Source organism: Rhodobacteraceae bacterium S2214, assembly GCA_025141675.1.
Lineage (GTDB): Bacteria > Pseudomonadota > Alphaproteobacteria > Rhodobacterales > Rhodobacteraceae > Yoonia.
This window is the reverse complement of record CP081161.1, coordinates 1,731,610-1,750,386: the sequence shown is the minus strand read 5'-3', so window position 1 is coordinate 1,750,386 and position 18,777 is coordinate 1,731,610. Positions and strand designations below refer to the sequence as shown.

General features: G+C 56.3%; 15 protein-coding genes, 1 tRNA gene and 1 riboswitch. Of the genes, 2 read left to right on the top strand and 14 right to left on the bottom strand.

Annotated features, from left to right (window positions below):
- Window position 1: 1 nt before the first annotated feature.
- From K3729_08750 to K3729_08710, 9 genes are all read right to left on the bottom strand, one after another.
- Window positions 2-1,096 (bottom strand): ABC transporter ATP-binding protein, encoded by a 1,095-nt coding sequence (locus tag K3729_08750; protein UWR00833.1) that lies wholly within the window; start codon window positions 1,094-1,096, stop codon window positions 2-4.
- A gap of 64 nt (window positions 1,097-1,160) precedes the next feature.
- A complete protein-coding gene (locus K3729_08745; protein UWR00832.1) occupies window positions 1,161-2,222 on the bottom strand; it encodes an extracellular solute-binding protein in 1,062 nt (353 codons plus the stop codon).
- Between the two features lie 79 nt (window positions 2,223-2,301).
- Complete coding sequence (locus tag K3729_08740) at window positions 2,302-3,447, bottom strand: iron-containing alcohol dehydrogenase (GenBank protein UWR00831.1); 1,146 nt, start codon at window positions 3,445-3,447, stop codon at window positions 2,302-2,304.
- A gap of 3 nt (window positions 3,448-3,450) precedes the next feature.
- Complete coding sequence (locus K3729_08735) at window positions 3,451-4,818, bottom strand: aldehyde dehydrogenase family protein (protein ID UWR00830.1); 1,368 nt, start codon at window positions 4,816-4,818, stop codon at window positions 3,451-3,453.
- 1 nt (window position 4,819) lies between these two features.
- A complete protein-coding gene (locus K3729_08730) occupies window positions 4,820-6,184 on the bottom strand; it encodes a glutamine synthetase family protein (GenBank protein ID UWR00829.1) in 1,365 nt (454 codons plus the stop codon).
- 71 nt (window positions 6,185-6,255) lie between these two features.
- The gene (locus K3729_08725) at window positions 6,256-7,293 is read right to left on the bottom strand and encodes a TRAP transporter substrate-binding protein (GenBank protein ID UWR00828.1); all 1,038 of its coding nucleotides are present in this window, start codon (window positions 7,291-7,293) and stop codon (window positions 6,256-6,258) included.
- Window positions 7,294-7,339: 46 nt separating this feature from the next.
- A complete protein-coding gene (locus K3729_08720; protein UWR00827.1) occupies window positions 7,340-8,665 on the bottom strand; it encodes a TRAP transporter large permease subunit in 1,326 nt (441 codons plus the stop codon).
- A complete protein-coding gene (locus K3729_08715) occupies window positions 8,665-9,234 on the bottom strand; it encodes a TRAP transporter small permease subunit (GenBank protein ID UWR00826.1) in 570 nt (189 codons plus the stop codon). Before K3729_08715 ends, K3729_08720 begins: the two co-directional genes overlap by 1 nt.
- Entirely contained in the window at window positions 9,222-9,977 is a 756-nt protein-coding gene (locus tag K3729_08710; GenBank protein UWR00825.1) for an N-formylglutamate amidohydrolase, read from the bottom strand. Before K3729_08710 ends, K3729_08715 begins: the two co-directional genes overlap by 13 nt.
- A gap of 114 nt (window positions 9,978-10,091) precedes the next feature.
- On the opposite strand from K3729_08710, the gene K3729_08705 reads away from it, so the two are divergent.
- Window positions 10,092-10,964: a MurR/RpiR family transcriptional regulator gene (locus tag K3729_08705; protein UWR00824.1), complete on the top strand. Its 873-nt coding sequence runs from the start codon at window positions 10,092-10,094 to the stop codon at window positions 10,962-10,964.
- Window positions 10,965-11,025: 61 nt separating this feature from the next.
- Here the strand turns inward: K3729_08705 and gcvP are convergent, their stop codons facing one another.
- The 5 genes from gcvP to K3729_08680 form a co-directional block, all read right to left on the bottom strand.
- A complete protein-coding gene (gene gcvP / locus K3729_08700) occupies window positions 11,026-13,869 on the bottom strand; it encodes an aminomethyl-transferring glycine dehydrogenase (GenBank protein UWR00823.1) in 2,844 nt (947 codons plus the stop codon).
- A gap of 15 nt (window positions 13,870-13,884) precedes the next feature.
- The gene (gcvH, locus tag K3729_08695; GenBank protein UWR00822.1) at window positions 13,885-14,244 is read right to left on the bottom strand and encodes a glycine cleavage system protein GcvH; all 360 of its coding nucleotides are present in this window, start codon (window positions 14,242-14,244) and stop codon (window positions 13,885-13,887) included.
- 18 nt (window positions 14,245-14,262) lie between these two features.
- The gene (gene gcvT, locus K3729_08690; protein UWR00821.1) at window positions 14,263-15,384 is read right to left on the bottom strand and encodes a glycine cleavage system aminomethyltransferase GcvT; all 1,122 of its coding nucleotides are present in this window, start codon (window positions 15,382-15,384) and stop codon (window positions 14,263-14,265) included.
- Between the two features lie 161 nt (window positions 15,385-15,545).
- Window positions 15,546-15,631: riboswitch (glycine riboswitch) on the bottom strand.
- A 412-nt stretch (window positions 15,632-16,043) separates the two neighbouring features.
- Window positions 16,044-16,119, bottom strand: a tRNA-Thr gene (locus K3729_08685).
- A gap of 27 nt (window positions 16,120-16,146) precedes the next feature.
- The gene (locus K3729_08680) at window positions 16,147-17,817 is read right to left on the bottom strand and encodes an iron ABC transporter permease (protein UWR00820.1); all 1,671 of its coding nucleotides are present in this window, start codon (window positions 17,815-17,817) and stop codon (window positions 16,147-16,149) included.
- Window positions 17,818-17,899: 82 nt separating this feature from the next.
- Between K3729_08680 and K3729_08675 the strand changes: the two genes are divergently transcribed.
- Window positions 17,900-18,775: a hypothetical protein gene (locus K3729_08675; GenBank protein UWR00819.1), complete on the top strand. Its 876-nt coding sequence runs from the start codon at window positions 17,900-17,902 to the stop codon at window positions 18,773-18,775.
- The last annotated feature ends 2 nt before the right edge of the window (window positions 18,776-18,777 follow it).

Below are 18,777 nucleotides of genomic sequence, written 5' to 3'. Positions count from 1 at the left end.
TCTAGGATCCCGTCACAGCGTAGCAGCGGGCCTGACGCGGATCCCATTTGGTGAACACGCTATCCCCGCGTTGCAGGCGGGCGAAATCACCGGTTTGCGGAAGTGCGACCTTGAGCATACCGCCTGCCCCGTCCTTGACGGTGACACTGGAATTCGCACCGTTGAACAGCACCGATTCCACCGTACCCTGCGAAACGTTCACGCCGTCGCTTTGTGTTGTCAGTTCAATCACTTCAGGGCGTAGAAACACCTGTACGCCCTGCCCCACGGTCAATCCGTTAGCGGGCGCATCGATCTTCATGTCCGTCCCGTCTTGCGACACGACGTGCAACTGCGATCCATCCGCGCCCGTGACCTTAGCGTCGATCTTGTTGGCCTCACCGACAAAGCCCGCGACAAAGGCAGTATCGGGAGCGTGATAGACGTCGTGCGGCGTGCCAATCTGTTCGAATTTGCCGTTGTTCATCACGGCGATATTGTCGCTCATCACCAACGCTTCGGATTGGTCGTGAGTGATGTAAACAAAGGTGGTGTTGAACGCGGCTTGCAGCGATTTCAACTCAACCTTCATATGCTCGCGCAGTTTGAGGTCGAGCGCACCAAGCGGCTCATCCAGCAGCAAAACATCGGGTTCCAGCACCATGCAGCGTGCAATCGCGACCCGTTGTTTCTGACCACCTGAAATCTGGTCGATCCGCCGCTCCGACACGCCAGGCAGACCAACACGAGCGAGCACTTCTTCGACGCGGGTTTTGATTTCGGATTTGCCGACACCGCGTTGCCGCAGGCCAAAGCCCACGTTGTCGCCGATATTCATTGTCGGAAAGAGCGCCAGATGTTGAAACACCATCGACACGGGCCGTTTGTTGGGCGGCACGCCGATCATCGATTTGCCCTTGATCCGCAGATCACCGCTTGTGGGCGACTGGAAACCTGCGATCATCCGCAGCAAGGTGGTTTTGCCACACCCAGACGGGCCAAGGATGGAAAAGAATGACCCTTGCGGCACGTCAAAACTGACGTGATCGACAGCGCGGAACGCATCGAAATCTTTGGTCAGGTCGCGGCAGACAAGATCGGGATGGGGATCGGACAAAGGGCACCCTCGCAGTGTAAAAAGAGGGCGCAGCGATGCGCCCTCTGTGTTTAGTTTCAAACGCTTAGTTCGCGGCGTTGATCCGGTCGAGCGTCGCACCTTCCAGTGTTTCCAGACCCGCAGGTACAGGTGGATACCATTTGATGTTGTCGATTGCGGCCTGATCAAAGCTGCCCTGATAGCGTGCCTTCAGATCAGCGCTTACGTTTGCGTCACCATCAACCGCGGCGGTAAAGTTACCGGCTGTGTTCGTGATCATCGCAGCGATTTCAGGCTGCATCACAAAGTTGATCCAATCGTAAGCCGCATCATCCGCACGACCACGCGCAGGCAGAACAAACGTGTCGATCCAGCCCAATGCACCGGCTTCTGGAGCTACAAATGTGATATCGGGATTGTCCGCGTTCAGCTGCCAGCCGCCCGTGTCCCACGCCATCGACGCGACAACTTCGCCAGAGCGCAGCAGGTTCTTGATCTCGTCGCCGCCATCCCAATAGGTTTTGACGTTGGCCTTACATTCGGTCAGCTTTGCTTCGACCTGATCCAGAATGCCCTGATAGGCGTCGGTGTCGCCGTAGGCCGCAAACGGATCGAGCCCCATCGAATAAGCAAAGCCGATCAACGTCGGACGTTTGAGGCGGTAGGACACTTTACCAGCCACGGACGCATCACACAGGTCGGCATAATCGGTCACATCGCCTGCCATCGCCGTATTCACGACAAGACCGCTGGTGCCCCAAACATGTGGCAGGCCGTAGACCTCACCGTCAAATGTGGTGTTCGACGCGGTCGCCGACAGCATCGACGGGATGAACTGATCCGCCGTGACTTTGGACATATCAATCGGCTTGTAGATGCCGAATTCTTCTTGTGCGCTGGTGATCCGGTCTTGGCTTGGTTGCGCCAGATCGAAACCGCCGCCGTTTGTGGCCCGCAGTTTTGCAATCATTTCTTCGTTGTTGGATGTTGTAACCTCAACCGTGTGACCGGTTTCGGCCTCGAACATGGCGATCACTTCTTCGGGGGCGTAGCCGCCCCATGTGAGCAGCCGCAGCGTATCGGCCTGTGCGCCTTGTGCGGCCAACGCCGTGACGACAGCGATGGTGGAAACGAATGAAATTTTCATGGTTCTTCTCCCTGTTAATATGGTGTCGCGTTGTCTTTATGTTTGATTTGTAACGGTTTTTTGTCGTGACGTCTGAAATCTACAAACAGGCCTGCAAAAGGGCGCGTGTGTTCTCCTCGGTCATCTCAACGGGGTTGCCGCCGGTGCTCGGGTCGCTAAGTGCGCCTGCAACAATCCGGTCGATATCGGGATCGGTGACGCCAAGTGCGGTCAGTGTCTTGGGAATCCCGAGCGATGCGTTCAGTTCGTCCACATAGGCGCAGAACCCGTCAAACCCGCCCGCAATCCCGAGATAATCGGCGGCTTGCGTCATCACGCCCGTGATTGCGGGACGGTTGAATTGCAGGACCGCAGGCATGCAGACCGCATTCGTCGTGCCATGGTGCGTGTGATACATCGCGCCAATCGGATGCGACAGCGCATGGATGGCACCCAACCCCTTTTGAAACGCTGTGGCCCCCATCGCGGCGGCGGACATCATATGCGCCCGCGCTTCGATATCAGTACCGTCGGCATAAGCCCGCGGCAGGTAATCTTTGACAAGACGCATCCCCTCTAACGCCATACCCTGCGACATCGGGTGGTAATGCGGCGAACAGAACGCCTCCACGCAATGGGCAAACGCATCAAGCCCCGTGCCCGCCGTGATAAACTGCGGCATCCCCACCGTGAGCTCGGGATCACAGATCACGACACTAGGCAGGAATTTAGGGTGGAAGATGATCTTTTTCTCTTGGGTTTCGGAATTGGTAATGACCGACGCGCGGCCCACCTCGGACCCTGTCCCTGCGGTGGTTGGCACCGCCACGATGGGCGCAATCGCGTCCGCATCCGCGCGGGTCCACCAATCGCCGATATCCTCGAAATCCCACAAAGGCCGCGTTTGCCCTGCAAGAAACGCCACGAGTTTCCCCAGATCAAGCCCCGACCCACCACCAAAGGCCACAACCCCGTCGTGCCCGCCGTCGTTATAGGCTTTCACACCTGCGGCCGCGTTTTTCTCGTTCGGGTTCGGGTCCACATCCGCGAAGATCGCACGCCCCAGCCCCGCATCCGCCAGCAGATCAAGCGTGCGTGTGGTGATCTCCATATCGGCGAGCCCGCGATCCGTAATCAGCAGCGGTTTGGTGATACCCGCCGCACGGCAGGCATCGGCGATTTCCGAAATGCGCCCAGCGCCGAAACGAATGGCGGTCGGATAGGACCAGTTAGCAGTCAACGTCATGTCTCAGGCTTTCTTTAGATGATAGGATTTTGGCCGTGTCAGGTTGTGGTAGCCAATGATCGACAGGCCACCGCCGCGCCCCGTGTCTTTGCATCCGGTCCAGCACAGACCCGGATCAAGATAATCGGCGCGGTTCATAAACACCGTACCCGTCTCGATCTGATCTGCAATGGTTTCAGCGCGGATGGCATCGTTTGTCCAGATAGATGCTGTCAGGCCAAAGTTGCTGTCGTTCATCAGGCGGATCGCATCTGCGTCGTCCTTGACGGACATGATGCCGACCACGGGACCAAAGCTTTCGTCGCGCATCACGCGCATATCATGGGTCACGTTGGTCAGGATTTGCGGGGTCAGATAAGCACCGCCATCGTCTTCCGCGAATTTCTCGATGTGGGCAGTCGCACCGTCGGCTACCGCCTCAGCAGTTTGCGCGCGCACCTCGTCGGCAAAGCGTTTGTGCGCCATCGGCCCAAGCGTTGTTTCAGGGTCCAATGGATTGCCCAGCTTATAGCCATTCACAATCGCCACAGCCTTTTCCACGAAGCTGTCAAAGTGTTGCTCGGCCACGTAAATCCGTTCGATCCCGCAGCAGCATTGACCCGCATTGAACATCGCCCCGTCAATTAGCGTATCCACCGCCGCATCAATATCCGCGTCGTCACACACATAACCGGGGTCTTTGCCACCTAGCTCAAGCCCGATGCCAGTGAACGTGCCCGCCGCCGCCTGTTCCATAGCTTGCCCGCCACCCACAGAGCCCGTGAAATTGACAAAGCCGAATGATTTTGCAGCGATCAAGTCGGACGTGGTTTCGTGGTCGAGAAACACGTTCTGAAAAACGTCCTCTGGAATACCCGCCGCGTGAAACGCTTGCGCCATACGTTCGCCAACCAGCGGCGTCTGGCTTGCGTGTTTCAGCATCACCACATTGCCTGCGATCAGCGCGGGTGCGACGGTGTTGATCGCCGTCATATAGGGGTAATTCCACGGGGCCACGACAAGCACGACACCGTGCGGCACACGTTTGATCACGCGGCGAAACGCGGCGCTATCTTCGATTTCGATATCAGCGAGCGCGTCTTGCGCGATCTCGGCCATGTAGCTCGCGCGTTCGTTAAACCCTCCAAATTCGCCGCCGTAGCGCACAGGCCGGCCCATTTGATGCGCAAGTTCCGGCACGATTTCATCGTTCATCGCACCCACATTCGCAACACCGGCTTGCACAAGGGCAATCCGTTCCTCCAAAGGACGCGCCGCCCAGTCGGATTGCGCGGCTTTGGCGCGTGCCACTGCGGCGGAAGCCTCATTAGCCGAAAGGGTCGGCCGTTCTGCATAAACGGAGCCGTCAATCGGGGAAATACAACGGATCATCTTAAGCCCTTTCAAAGCCGCGAGCGATTTCCCAATCGGTCACAACGCGGTCAAATTCTTCTTGTTCCCATTCCGCGCAGCGCGTGTAGTGGTCAACCACATCGTCGCCCATCGCAACGCGTAGCATTGCCGATCCGCGCATGGTTTCGGTCGCGGCCCGTAGGGTTTGCGGAATGTCCTGTGCTTTGGCGTCTTCGTAGACATCGCCGCGCGTGGGCGCGGCAAGCTCCATCTTGTCCTCGATGCCCTTGATACCAGCGGCCAGCATCGCGGCTTGTGCCAAATAAGGGTTCAAATCCGACCCACCGATCCGGCATTCTGCCCTGATCCCTTTGGTGCCGTCACCACACAGGCGGAACCCAGCGGTGCGGTTATCCACTGACCAAACGGTTTTAGTAGGGGCGAATGTACCCTTGGCAAACCGTTTGTAGCTGTTGACATAAGGGGCCAGAAAGAACGTGTAATCAGGGGCATAGGCGATCAGACCGGCCATATAATGCTGCATCACTTGCGACATACCAAGATCGGCGTCCGCATCGTAGAAAACCGGTTCCCCATCTTTCCACAGCGATTGATGAACGTGCGACGATGATCCAACCTTGGTGTGATCCCATTTCGGCAGGAATGTCGCCGCATGGCCCTGTTGCCATGCGATTTCCTTGATCGCGTTCTTCGCAATGGTGTGGTGGTCAGCGCAATCCAGCGCGTCTGCGTAGCGGATGTTCAGTTCTTCCTGACCCGCCTCGGCCTCGCCTTTCGAGTTCTCAATGGGCAGGCCCGCCGCAAACAGATGATTGCGGATCGGGCGCATCACGCTTTCTTCTTTGGTGGTCTGAAGGATGTGGTAATCTTCGTTATAGCCGCTGATCGGTGTCAGGTCGCGAAAGTCGCCCTTGCGGATGTCGTCGAACGATTTCTCGAACAGGAAAAACTCCAACTCGGTCGCCATCATCGCGTCAAAGCCCAGCTCTTTGAGGCGAGCAATTTGAGTCTTGAGGATCTGGCGCGGCGCATGGGGCACCGGTGCGTGCGTATGGTGATCAAGGGTATCGCAAAGCACCATCGCGGTGCCTTCCAGCCACGGCACGCTGCGCAATGTGGTCAGGTCCGGCGCCATAACGTAATCCCCGTACCCCTTTTCCCAACTGCTTGCGGCGTAGCCTTCGGGTGTGGCCATCTCAAGGTCTGTTGCCAGCAGATAATTGCAGCAATGGGTTTCCTTGAACGATGTCTCAACGAAATTAACCGCATGGAACCGTTTGCCAAGCAGCCTACCCTGCATGTCAGGAAAACAGACAAGGACAGTATCAATTGCACCGTCCTTGACCGCAGCCTTAAGCGCCTCAAACGTCAGATTTCCAGCCATGATGTATGTCCTTGTCGAATTGGGAACCACCCCGCAGATCAGGCGGGATGGTCGGTTAACGATGCGGTGTCTTACTCGAAATTGTAAGGGGCACCGGCCTGATTGATGACGCTGTTATATTCTTTGAAGATGTTGACGATCTTCTGGTGAACTTCACCTTCTTCCGCCACTTCTTCCCAGAATTCTTTCGCTGCGTTCTCGACTTCCGCCCATTCGCCAGCAGGGACAGACCGCAGTTGCAACTTGTCGCCATTGGCCCGCAACGCGGCTTCGCCACCCCAGTACCACTGGTTGCGGTAGGTGTGCCCGGCTTCGGTCGCAGCCATGACGATGGCCTTAAGGTGGTCAGGCAGATCCGCCCAGCGTTCTTCGTTCACGAACCACGACCCGATCCATGCGCCTGAAATATTGTTCGTCAGGAAATAGTCGGTCACGTCGGCCCAGCCGACGGTGTAATCCTCGGTGATGCCCGACCACGCCATACCGTCCAGCTCGCCCGTTTGCACGGCAACCTCTGCATCCTCGTATGGGATGTTCACTGGGACCACACCGAATTTCGACAGGAACCGACCCGCCGTCGGGAAGGTATACAGTTTCAACCCTTCAAGATCGGCAACGCTGGTGATTTCTTTGGTGGTGTTAAAGTTACAAGGGTCCTGCCCCGCCGCTGACAGCCATTTGACGCCAACCTTGGCGTATTCTTCTTCCCAGATTTCCTTGAGACCGTACTGGTTAAACAAGACCGGCACGTCGAGGATATGTTTCGTCGCAAACGGGAAATAGCCACCAAACTGCTGTAGCGGTGTGGGTGAGGCCATGGAGTCATCATCGGAATGCACACCATCAATCGTGCCGCGCTGCAACGCTTGGAACAACTCGCCCGTGGGCACAATCTGATCGGCGTAGAACAGCTCGACTTCCAGCTCGCCGTTGGCCGCAGTGTTGATGTAATCAATCACAGGCTTGGTCACATGTTCACCAAGCGCGGACCCCGCATAGGTCTGGAACCGCCATTTGATCGCTTCTTGTGCGCGGGCGATCGATGGTGCCGCCAACGTTGCGGCACCGGCGAGGCTCGCATTGCGAATAAAATTACGTCTTGTCGTCATAATAGTCTCCTTGTTGGGTTAGGCTCCATTGGTGGAGTTCTTGATCTTAATTTCCGTAAACATAATTGGGCAGCCACAGGGCCAGTTGCGGGAACACCATCACGAGGATCAGCGCACCGACCATCACCATCACGAAGGGCCCGATGGACCGGTAGATGTCCTGAATGCTGATCTCTGGCGGGGCCATCGCCCGCATCAAGAACAGGTTGTAGCCAAACGGCGGCGTCATATAGGCGATCTGGCAGGTGATCGTGTACAAAATGCCGTACCAGATTAGATCAAAGCCCAGCTCGCCCACCAGCGGTACATAAAGTGGGGCGACAATGACCAGCATCGCCGTGTCATCAAGGAACGTGCCCATTACGATAAACGACAACTGCATCAGAATCAGGATCACCCAAGGGTTCAGGCCTAGACGTTCTGTGAATAGGCTCTCGATCGCCTTGACCGCACCCAGACCGTCAAACACAGCACCGAAAGCCAACGCCGCAAGGATGATCCACATAAACATACAGGTGATACCCAGCGTATTGCGCACCGAATTCTCGAACACCTCGCGGGTCATGCGCCCCTTGAGCACCGCCGCTAAAAACGCGGCAATTGCACCAATCGCAGAGCTTTCCACCAAAGATGTCCACCCGTTCACGAAGGGGACCATCATCACCGCAAAAATTACCAACGGCAGCAATCCGGCCAGCAGCAGGCGGTATTTCTCAGCCTGCGGAATGTCGCGTTCTGCGGCAGGTAATGCGGGCCCGAGATCAGGGTTCTTCCAACAACGCACCACGATATAGATGATGAAAAGTGCCGCCATCATCAGGCCTGGCACCACACCAGCCAGCCACAACTGCCCTACCGGTTGCCGCGCGATCATCGCGTAGAGCACCAGCACAACGGACGGTGGCACGAGAATACCCAACGACGATCCGGCCTGAATAACACCCGTCACCATGCGTTTGTCGTAGCCACGTTTCAGCAGTTCAGGCAGCGCAATCGTCGCCCCAATCGCCATGCCAGCCACGCTAAGCCCGTTCATCGCGGAAATCAGCACCATCAGGCCAATCGTCCCGATCGCAAGCCCACCACGCAGGCCGCCCATCCAGACATGGAACATCTTATAAAGATCATCGGCAATCTTGGATTCGCTCAACACGTAGCCCATAAAAATGAACATCGGCAGCGTCAGTAGCGGATACCACTTCATCAGTTTCATCGCGGCAGCAAACCCGATGTCGTACCCGCCTTTATCACCCCAGAGCAGCAACGCCGCGACCACTGCGACAAACCCAATAGCACCAAACACCCGCTGACCTGTGAGCAACATCAGCATCATGGTCGAGAACATAAGGGTCGCGATCATCTCGTAAGGCATCAGATGTCAGCCCCTTTAAGACGCAGGATATCTTTGAAAAATTCGGAAATGCATTGCAGCAGCATCAGCACGAAGCCCACGATCATCACCACTTTGATCGGCCACATGTAGGGGCGCCACGACGACGACGACCGTTCCAGCGTGCCGATCTCTTCGGTCCCGATCACGACGCCTGCGAGGAACGAAAACGGCGCGTCTTTCCAATAGCCCAACGAATAGGCCGTGGAACTCACCGCGCCATAGATCAGCACACATAGGTAAAAGATCAAAAATAGGACTGTGATCGCATCAAACCACGCTTTGCGTTTCACCGACCAATCGCCATACAGCAGGTCCATCCGCACGTTCGACCCAAGCTGCAAGGAGTACGGCCCGCCAAGGATGTAATACCCCACCATAACGAACTGAGCCAACTCAAGCGTCCAAAGTGTTGGCAGGAAGAATGTCTTGCTGATCGACGACCACAGTAAAATCCCCATGAGAACAAAAATCCCGTACATCGCAACGCGGCCGATCCGGTAGTTCACAGCATCCACGCCGCGAATATATCCGCGCATCACCCCTTGCATGCGGCGGCCTCCACAGCGTCGATGGCATTACTAACCCAGCGCGTCAGCGTTGCAGCCATCGCAGTTTGAGATTTCGCATCTGCAATCAGATCGTTGCGCACCTCGATCATGACATTCAGGTGGCCCTGCTTGATCGCGTGCTCTTTCAGGGTATGCGTGACCCCGTCTTCGGGACCGTAAGGCGCGTTCCGGCGCACATCAAACGTGTCCGCAACATCCAAAATCGCATCGGCCAAGCGGCTGTCACTGTCATGCAGCACCCCGATTTCAACGCCCCGCGCCTGTCCATTGTAGACGGGGGTAAAACTGTGAATAGTCACGATAACCGGACCCGACCGCTGTGCAATCTCATGCGCAAGCGTGTCTTTGAACGGCGTGTAGAACTGGGAAACACGGGCGTCTCTGTCCGACTGCGTCAGGCCCACATTGCCGGGCACATCAAACGCTTCGCTGCGGATTGGCATCGCGTCTGCGGCCTCCGGCGGGCGATTACAATCGTAGACAAGGCGCGACACCTTCGAGGCAACAAGCACCGCATCAAGGTCTTGCGCCATCGCCTTTGCCACAGCCATCGCACCGGGATCCCACGCGACGTGGCTTCGCTTTGCGGCAGGGGCAATCCCGAGGTCGTTGAACGCTTCGGGAATAAACGGGCTGGCATGTTCGCAGACTAAAACCACGGCAGAGCTTGCCGTGCCGCGTACGACCTCAACACAACCTGAATCGTCTGTCCGTGAATTCATCGCAACCCCCAGTGATAAAGTGCTTGCCATACCCCCGCGATGTCAACACAATTGTGAAATATTTATCACACATCAGTTTGCGCTGTTATTTTTGTGAACAAAATGGGGGCAACGATGACCGAGGCTGCACAAACAATATCCGATCGCATCCACGAAATGCTTGATCAGCTCACGCGCGCAGAGCGGCAATTGGCCCTGTCCGTCCTCGAGAATTATCCGGCATCTGGTCTCGGGCCGCTCACGGCGTTGGCTAAGAATGCCGACGTGTCTGTGCCCACAGTCGCACGTATGGTGCAAAAACTCGGATACAAAGGCTATCCAGAATTCCAGTCGGGCTTACGCGACGAATTAAAGGCACGCGTACAAACCCCCATCGCCAAACACGACACGTGGGCCGAGGCGGCACCATCCGAGCATATCCTGAACAGGTTCACCGACGCTGTGATCGACAATATCCGTCTGACACTTGGTCAAATTGATCCCGATGCGTTCGATCACGCCTGTGAACTGCTCGCAGACAAGGACCGGCATCTTTATATCGTTGGGGGCCGCATTACACACACTTTGGCCGAATATCTGTTTTTGCATATGCAGGTCATCAGGGCGAACCTGACGCACGTCCAATCCACCTCAAACACATGGCCGCACTATTTGCTGAACGCAAAAAAGGGCGATGTTTTTGTGATTTTTGACGTGCGCAGGTACGAAAACAACACGCTGAAATTGGCTGAAATGGCGCATGAACGTGGCGCACTGATCATCTTGATGACCGATCAATGGCTATCACCTGTGCACCCGCTTGCCACGGTCTGCCTGAGCAACAGGATCATCGTGCCGTCCGCATGGGACAGCGCGACAACCACGATGCTGTTGATTGAGACGATGATTTCGTCTGTGCAAACCTTAAACTGGACCGAAACAAAGGCCCGCATCGAAGGGCTTGAGGATATGTTCGACCAGACAAAACTGTTCCGGAAATTCACCTAGCTCCGCGTCAAAGACCGCGACAATCGCACAACTGTCGCGGCCATCAATTCAAACGCTGAACCTATTCAGCCGCGTCCAGATAGTCGTCCATCGGCGGGCAAGTACAGGCAAGGTTGCGATCCCCCCAGACATTGTCGACACGGTTGACCGGCGGCCAGTATTTGTCGATCCGGAACGCACCAGGCGGGAAACACCCCGCTTCGCGCGAATAAGGCCTGTCCCAGTCTGTGATCAGGTCTTCCATCGTGTGCGGCGCGTTCTTCAAAGGATTATTTTCCGGATCAGCATTGCCGTCCTCGATATCCTTGATCTCTGCGCGGATGGCGAGCATCGCATCGCAAAAACGGTCGAGTTCGGCCTTTGTCTCGGATTCAGTGGGTTCGATCATCAAGGTGCCTGCAACAGGCCAGCTCATTGTGGGGGCGTGGAAACCACAATCGATCAACCGCTTGGCGATGTCATCCACCGTCACATGTGCGCTGTCGGCGAAAGGACGTGTGTCGATGATACATTCATGTGCGACGCGACCTGAAGGGCCCTTATATAGCACCTCGAATGCCCCCTCGAGCCGTTTGGCAATGTAGTTGGCATTGAGGATCGCCACGCGCGTCGCTTGCGTCAGCCCGTCGCCGCCCATCATCAAACAATAGGCCCACGAAATCGGCAACAGCGACGGCGACCCGAAAGCCGCGGCAGATACTGCGCCGTCCCCCGTTGTCGGATCGCCAGGCAGATGCGGGATCAGATGGGATTTAACTCCGATGGGCCCCATGCCCGGACCACCGCCGCCATGCGGAATGCAGAACGTTTTGTGCAGGTTCAGGTGGCTGACGTCCCCGCCCAGATCACCGGGGCGGGACAGACCCACCATCGCGTTCATGTTGGCCCCGTCAATGTAGACCTGACCGCCGTGGTCATGCACAATTTGGCATACCTCGATCACAGTTTCCTCGAACACGCCGTGGGTTGACGGATAGGTGATCATACAGCCCGCAAGGTTATCAGCATGTTGTTCGGCCTTCGCGCGGAAATCATCGACATCAATATCACCGTTGTCGGCGGATTTGATCGGCACAACTTTCCAACCAACCATTTGGGCGGACGCAGGGTTAGTGCCATGCGCGGACATCGGGATCAGGCAAATGTTACGGTGCTCCTGCCCGTTTGCTTGGTGATAACGGGCCATCGACAATAGTCCCGCATATTCGCCCTGTGCACCCGAATTGGGCTGCATCGAAATCGCGTCATAGCCTGTCACGTCACACAGCTTCGCCGACAGGTCGTCGATCATTTCCATATAACCGGCCGCCTGATCGCGTGGCACATAAGGGTGCAGCAACGAAAATTCATCCCAAGACACCGGCATCATTTCAGCGGCGGAATTAAGCTTCATCGTGCAAGACCCCAACGGGATCATCGCACGATCAAGTGCCAGATCACGATCGGCCAGCCGCCGCATATAGCGCATCATCTCGGTTTCAGCGCGGTTCATGTGGAACACCGGATGCGTCAGGTAATCAGACGTACGGATCAGCTTTTCTGGGACGTGGTAATGCGGCGTGTAATCCTTGTCCGCCCGCTCGATCCCGAAGGCGCGCCAGACGGCCTCAATCGTCGCGGGACGCGTGCGTTCATCCAACGTGATCCCCACCTGCGTTGTGCCAACAGCACGCAGGTTAATCCCTTCATCAACTGCCGATTTCATGACAGCCGCTTGCAGCGGTCCAACCTCAACGGTGATCGTGTCAAAGAACGTGGCTGGGCGTACGTCAAAACCCGCGCCCTTGATCCCCTCTGCCAGTCGCGCCGTTTTGCGGTGAATACGCTGCGCAATCGCCTTAAGCCCCTCTGGCCCGTGGAACACCGCATAGAAGCCCGCCATCACGGCAAGCAACGCTTGGGCGGTACAGACATTCGACGTCGCCTTTTCGCGCCGGATATGTTGTTCGCGCGTTTGCAACGACAGCCGGTATGCGCGGTTGCCGTGACTGTCGATGGACACACCCACAAGCCGCCCGGGCATAGAGCGCGCGTAGTTCTGCTTGGTAGCCATATAGGCAGCGTGCGGGCCGCCATAGCCCACAGGCACACCAAAACGTTGGGTGCTACCTACGGCAATATCCGCCCCCATCGCACCCGGTTCCTTCAGCAACGTTAGCGACAACGGGTCAGCCGCGATGATACCAATCGCTTTTGAAGCATGCAGTTTGGCGATTTCAGGCGTGAAATCACGGATGTGTCCGTAGGTGCCCGGATATTGGAAAATCGCGCCAAAGACGGCGTCGGCGTCCATATCGTCAGGCCTTCCGACCGTGATCTCGATGCCCAGCGGCGCCGCGCGGGTTTTCATTACCGAAATGTTCTGCGGATGGCAGTTTTCGTCGATGAAAAAGCCCTTCACCTTCGTTTTCGCGATACGCTGCGCCATTGTCATCGCTTCAGCGCAGGCCGTGGCTTCGTCCAGTAAGGATGCGTTCGCAATCTCCAAACCAGTCAGATCGGACACCATTGTCTGGAAATTCAAAAGCGCTTCAAGACGTCCCTGCGAAATCTCGGGCTGGTAAGGTGTGTAAGCCGTGTACCATGCCGGATTTTCAAAGATGTTGCGCTGAATAGCGGGCGGCGTCACCGTGCCGTGGTACCCCTGCCCGATCAGTGATGTCAGCACCTTATTCTTAGACGCCGTGACCTTCATGTGATGCAGCAATTCGCGCTCTGACATCGGTTTCCCGAATTCAAGCGGCGCATCCTGACGGATCTTGGCTGGCAACGTGTCGTCGATCAGCGTTTCCAGATCCTTCGCCCCGAGGACATCCAGCATGTCGGCCATTTCCGAAGGCGTTGGCCCAATGTGGCGGCGGTTGGCAAAATCATATGGCAAATAGTCGGTCGGGGTGAAGGTCATGTCAGGCTCCGTAGGTTAGGCGATCAAGGCGTTGTACGCAGCTTCATCCATGTATTCGTCCATCTGGGACGCATCAGACGGTTTGATTTTGAAAAACCAGCCCGCGCCGATTGCATCCTCGTTCGCAAGGGCGGGATTGTCCGCAAGCGCACTGTTCACTTCGACGATTTCACCATCAATCGGAGCCATAATATCGGACGCGGCTTTGACGCTTTCGATCACGACAATTTCTTCGTCTTTGGTCACAGTTGCCCCGACATCAGGCAGTTCAACAAAGACAATATCGCCCAGTTGGGTCGTGGCGTGTTCGGTGATGCCAACGACAACAATATCGCCTTCAGGGCGCAGCCATTCGTGTTCTTCAGTGAATTTCATGTATCTTCTCCGGTTCGTTTAACGTTTGAAATTTGCAGGTGTGAAAGGAAGTGCTGCGACCGTCAGCGGCAATCGTTTTCCGCGCAGTTCGCCATAGACCGTTGTTCCTAGGTCAGCCTGTGCGACCGGCAGGTAGCCCATCGCCACAGGCCCACCGACAGTCGGGCCAAAACCACCCGATGTGATCGCCCCAATCGGCGTTTCGTCCTCAATATGTGCAAACAGCGGCACGCCCTCGCGCATCGGTGCGCGCCCTTCGGGCAGCAGCCCAACCCGTTTGCGATCCGCCCCGTCAGCCAGCTGGGCCAAAATAACGTCAGCCCCCGGAAACCCACCAGCGCGATCACCGCCACTGCGACGCACCTTTTGGATCGCCCAATTCAGCGCCGCTTCAGTCGGGGTCGTGTCCGTATCAATATCGTGCCCGTAAAGGCATAACCCGCCTTCCAATCGCAGACTATCCCGCGCACCAAGCCCAATCGGGGCCACGTCGTCATGCGCCAGCAGCGCTTTCGCCAATGTCGCGGCCTGTGCGGCGGGCACTGAAACCTCATAGCCGTCTTCACCGGTATAACCCGACCGCGACACCCAACAATCCGCACCTGCCAGCGACGCCGTGATCACATCCATGAAACGCATATCCGCGACCTTTGGATCAAGGGCTGCCAACACTGCTTCAGCGGCAGGCCCCTGCAATGCAATTAACGCACGATCCGTAACTTCGGTGACGCTGACATCGGCTAGCTTGGACTTGAGGTAAGCAATATCATTCCGTTTGCAGCCCGCATTCACGACCATGAAGATATGATCACCCCGATTGGCAAGCATCAGATCATCCATAATCCCGCCCGTGTCATTCGTTAGAAATCCGTAACGTTGACGATCCGGGGCTAGACCCAGAATGTCGACAGGTATCAACGTCTCTAAGGCCGTCGCGGCGGCAGCATGATCCGCCCCCTTGATGATCACCTGCCCCATATGACTGACGTCAAACAATCCAGCTTTGGTGCGGGTGTGCAGATGTTCTTGCATGACGCCCATCGGGTATTGAACAGGCATCGCATAGCCCGCAAACGGCACCATCTTTGCGCCAAGCGTTTCGTGAAACTGATGTAGCGGGGTTTGCAATAGATCAGACATCGTAAGCCTCTTATTAATAACGGCCATCTCGATATGCTGATATCGCACGGCACCACTCTGGCACGAAAGCACTGCTTTCGCCTGTGATGCCCCCTCTGTCCGTGTGCCTGAGATTGCTATCCCTTCGGCGGGCACATTGCGTGCCTCTCTCCAGAGTATTCGTCTCAACGTCGGTCCGTTTGCCTGAGAGTTTCCGGGGCGGTTGCTCCTTCGGCACCAACTTTGCTGGTTCTCCCGACGTCAAGTGCGGGCACTTTCACGTTTTCCGTGACAACAGGCAAGAGGTTATTTTGGTGATTTTGAGCCGAGGCGGTAAGTCTCGTTTTCACGAACGACAGACTGACACACCAAACACGAAATCGAATTGGGAAATAAATGGCCAACCCACCGCACCAAACTTTTAATGCATAAGATTGCCCCCGTGGCTATCGCATGCCAAGCCAGATGAAAGCTTTCAGGAAATGCGATTCCGTTTTCACTATTTTCATAGACATTGGCGCTGCAGGCATCACTTTCCCGACTCGGGATACCCCCAATCGCACCCACAGACTGGCCGTATCGTATCAAACACCGCTGGACGGCATCGGACAACGAGATATCCTAAGACCCTTATAGATAAGGCCTAATTGGATGTCATTGGATAAAACTGGATGATGAAATGGTGCCCCCACACGGACTCGAACCGCGGACCTACTGATTACAAATCAGTTGCTCTACCAGCTGAGCTATAGGGGCACTGCGGCTGCTTTTAGAAAAGGATTCTCACCTCCGCAACCCCTCTTTTTGCGCTTTCGCAAGAAAAATGACTGCAAGCAATCCGACGCACGTAATCATCAGCGCTGCGGGTGCGGCTTCACTGATATTCTCGAGCGATGCCTTCGCATGGACGCGGGTCGCCAAAGTGTCGTAACTAAAGGGTCTTAAAAGCAAAGTTGCCGGTAGTTCCTTCACCGCGTCCACGAAAACCAGCAGCAAAGCTGACCCGACAGAGGCCCGCATCAAGGGCAAATAAATACGTTTCAAAACGCCGCCTGATGACTGTCCAAGCGACCGTGCAGCCATCGGTAGGCTCGGTGACACCCGACCGAACGCTGCGTCAGCTGTTCCCTGCGCGATCGCGAAGAATCGCACAACGTAAGCAATGACCAAAACGCCGGCTGTTCCGGTCACCAACAGCCCCGGATCTCGTCCCGTCAACGCCAGCACCGCGTCCGCGAAACGGTTATCCAACGCCGCCAGTGGCACCAAAATGCCCAAACCCAGCACGGCGCCCGGTGCCGCGTAGCCAATCGCCGTCACTGGCATCAGCAACCGTGGCAGTCTTCGCCGCGATAGACGGACCCCGTACACCATGAACAGACCACCCAAAACTGTCAGGATCGCGGCCATGCCTGCGACGGTGACAGTATGCAGCAACGCTTTGCGCAATCCCGGTGCCACCCATTGTCCGGCATCCAACGCGTGAGACGTCAAAACGGACACAGGCAACACGAACCCGATCAAGATCGGCAACAGACACACCAAAAACGCGAACACCCCCTGCCCGCCTGAAAGCTGCGTCAATGACACTGGCCTCTGACCACGGGCCGAGGCGAAGAATTTACTGCGACGGCGGCTTAACTTTTCAAGCGCCACAAGAACCACGATCATCCCCAGCACACAGGTCGCCAGTTGCGCCGCACCGCCTAGGTTCCCGCCTTGCAGCCAAACCGTAAAAATCCCAGTCGTCAGAGTTTGCACGGCAAAATAATCCACGGTGCCGAAATCATTGACGGTTTCCATCATGACAACAGCAACGCCTGCGGCAATGGCCGGACGGGCAAGCGGAAGACCCACGCGGAAAAACCGCCCAAAAGGACCGACGCCCAGGGCGCGGGCAACTTCGAACCCTGCCCCCGATTGTTCGCGAAATGCGGCGCGCGCCAGCAAGTAGACATAGGGATATAGCGATGCCGATAGAACGATGACCGCAGACGATCGCGTGCGGATCGCTGGAAAGGCGTAATCCGCCGCGTTTTCCCACCCCATCGTGTCACGTAACGCGGATTGAACGGGTCCCGCGTACTCCAAGAAATCGACCAAGGCGTAGGCACCAACATAGGCCGGAACGGCCAAGGGCATCAGCAACGCCCATTGCAACCACGACCGCCCAGGAAAGCGGTACATCGCCACGACCCATGCGGTGATTGTACCAACAACGGCAGTCAACGCACCGACGCTGAGCATTAAGATGACTGTATTGCGCAGATATCGCGGGAATGTCGTCGATATCAGATGCGGCCAGATGTTATCGGTCGGCGTCAAAGCAAACCAGACAACGGCTGCAATCGGCAAAACAACCAAGACGGCGATGATAAGGGCACCCATCGACCAGCGATCGATCCCACGACGATTTGCCTTCAGCGGCAATAACTGACGGATTTGCTCAGACATAAAAAGCCGATAGCTGAAAGCAGTTTAACTGTCCAGAAATTGGACTATGATAAACGGACGCAATACCAAAGGCCCGGATCACATGGAAATCGTATATCACATCGGTGCAAACTGCACGGACGAGGATCGTCTGCTTAAATCGTTGCTACGCAATGTCGATGTCCTGTCCCAAGATGGGGTCAAGGTGCCGGGTCCGAGCAAATACAGACGGCTTATCCGCGAAACCATCCAAGGATTGGACGGGGCGACGCCCGCGCCAGAAACGCGGTCCATCATGCTCGATGCGATCCTTGATGATGAACCGACAGAGCGGCTTGTTCTGTCGAATTCGAACTTTATCTGCATCCCCAATCGGGTGTTTGATAAGGGCGTGTTCTATGCTTTGGTGGAACCGAAGGTGCGCGGATTGCTTCAGCTGTTTCCGGGGGATGATATTGAATTGTGCATCGCCTTGCGCAATCCGGCGACATTCATTCCGGAGAACTTTTCGAAATCGAAATTTGACGACCTCGGGACCTTCATGCGGGGGATGCAACCGATCGACGTCCGATGGTCGGACGTGATCAAACGCATCCAATACGTCGCACCGCATTGCAGGCTATCGGTCTGGTGCAACGAAGATACGCCACTGATCTGGGGCCGCTTGATGCGCGAAATTGCGGGCGTTCCAAATAGTGTGCCATTGATCGGAACTTACGACCTGCTGGCCACGATTATGGAAAAAGAAGGCATGCAGCGGATGAAGGGGTATCTGAAAAACAATCCGCCCCCCACGCCACAGCATGAACTCAAGATCATTCTCGCGTTTTTGGACAAATATGCGCAGGATGACGCACTGGACGAAGATATCGACCTGCCGGAATTTACCCACGAATTGGTTGACCAATTGTCTGACCAATATGATGCCGATGTCGATTTCATCCGGTCAATGCAGGGCGTGAACTTCATCACGCCCTAACA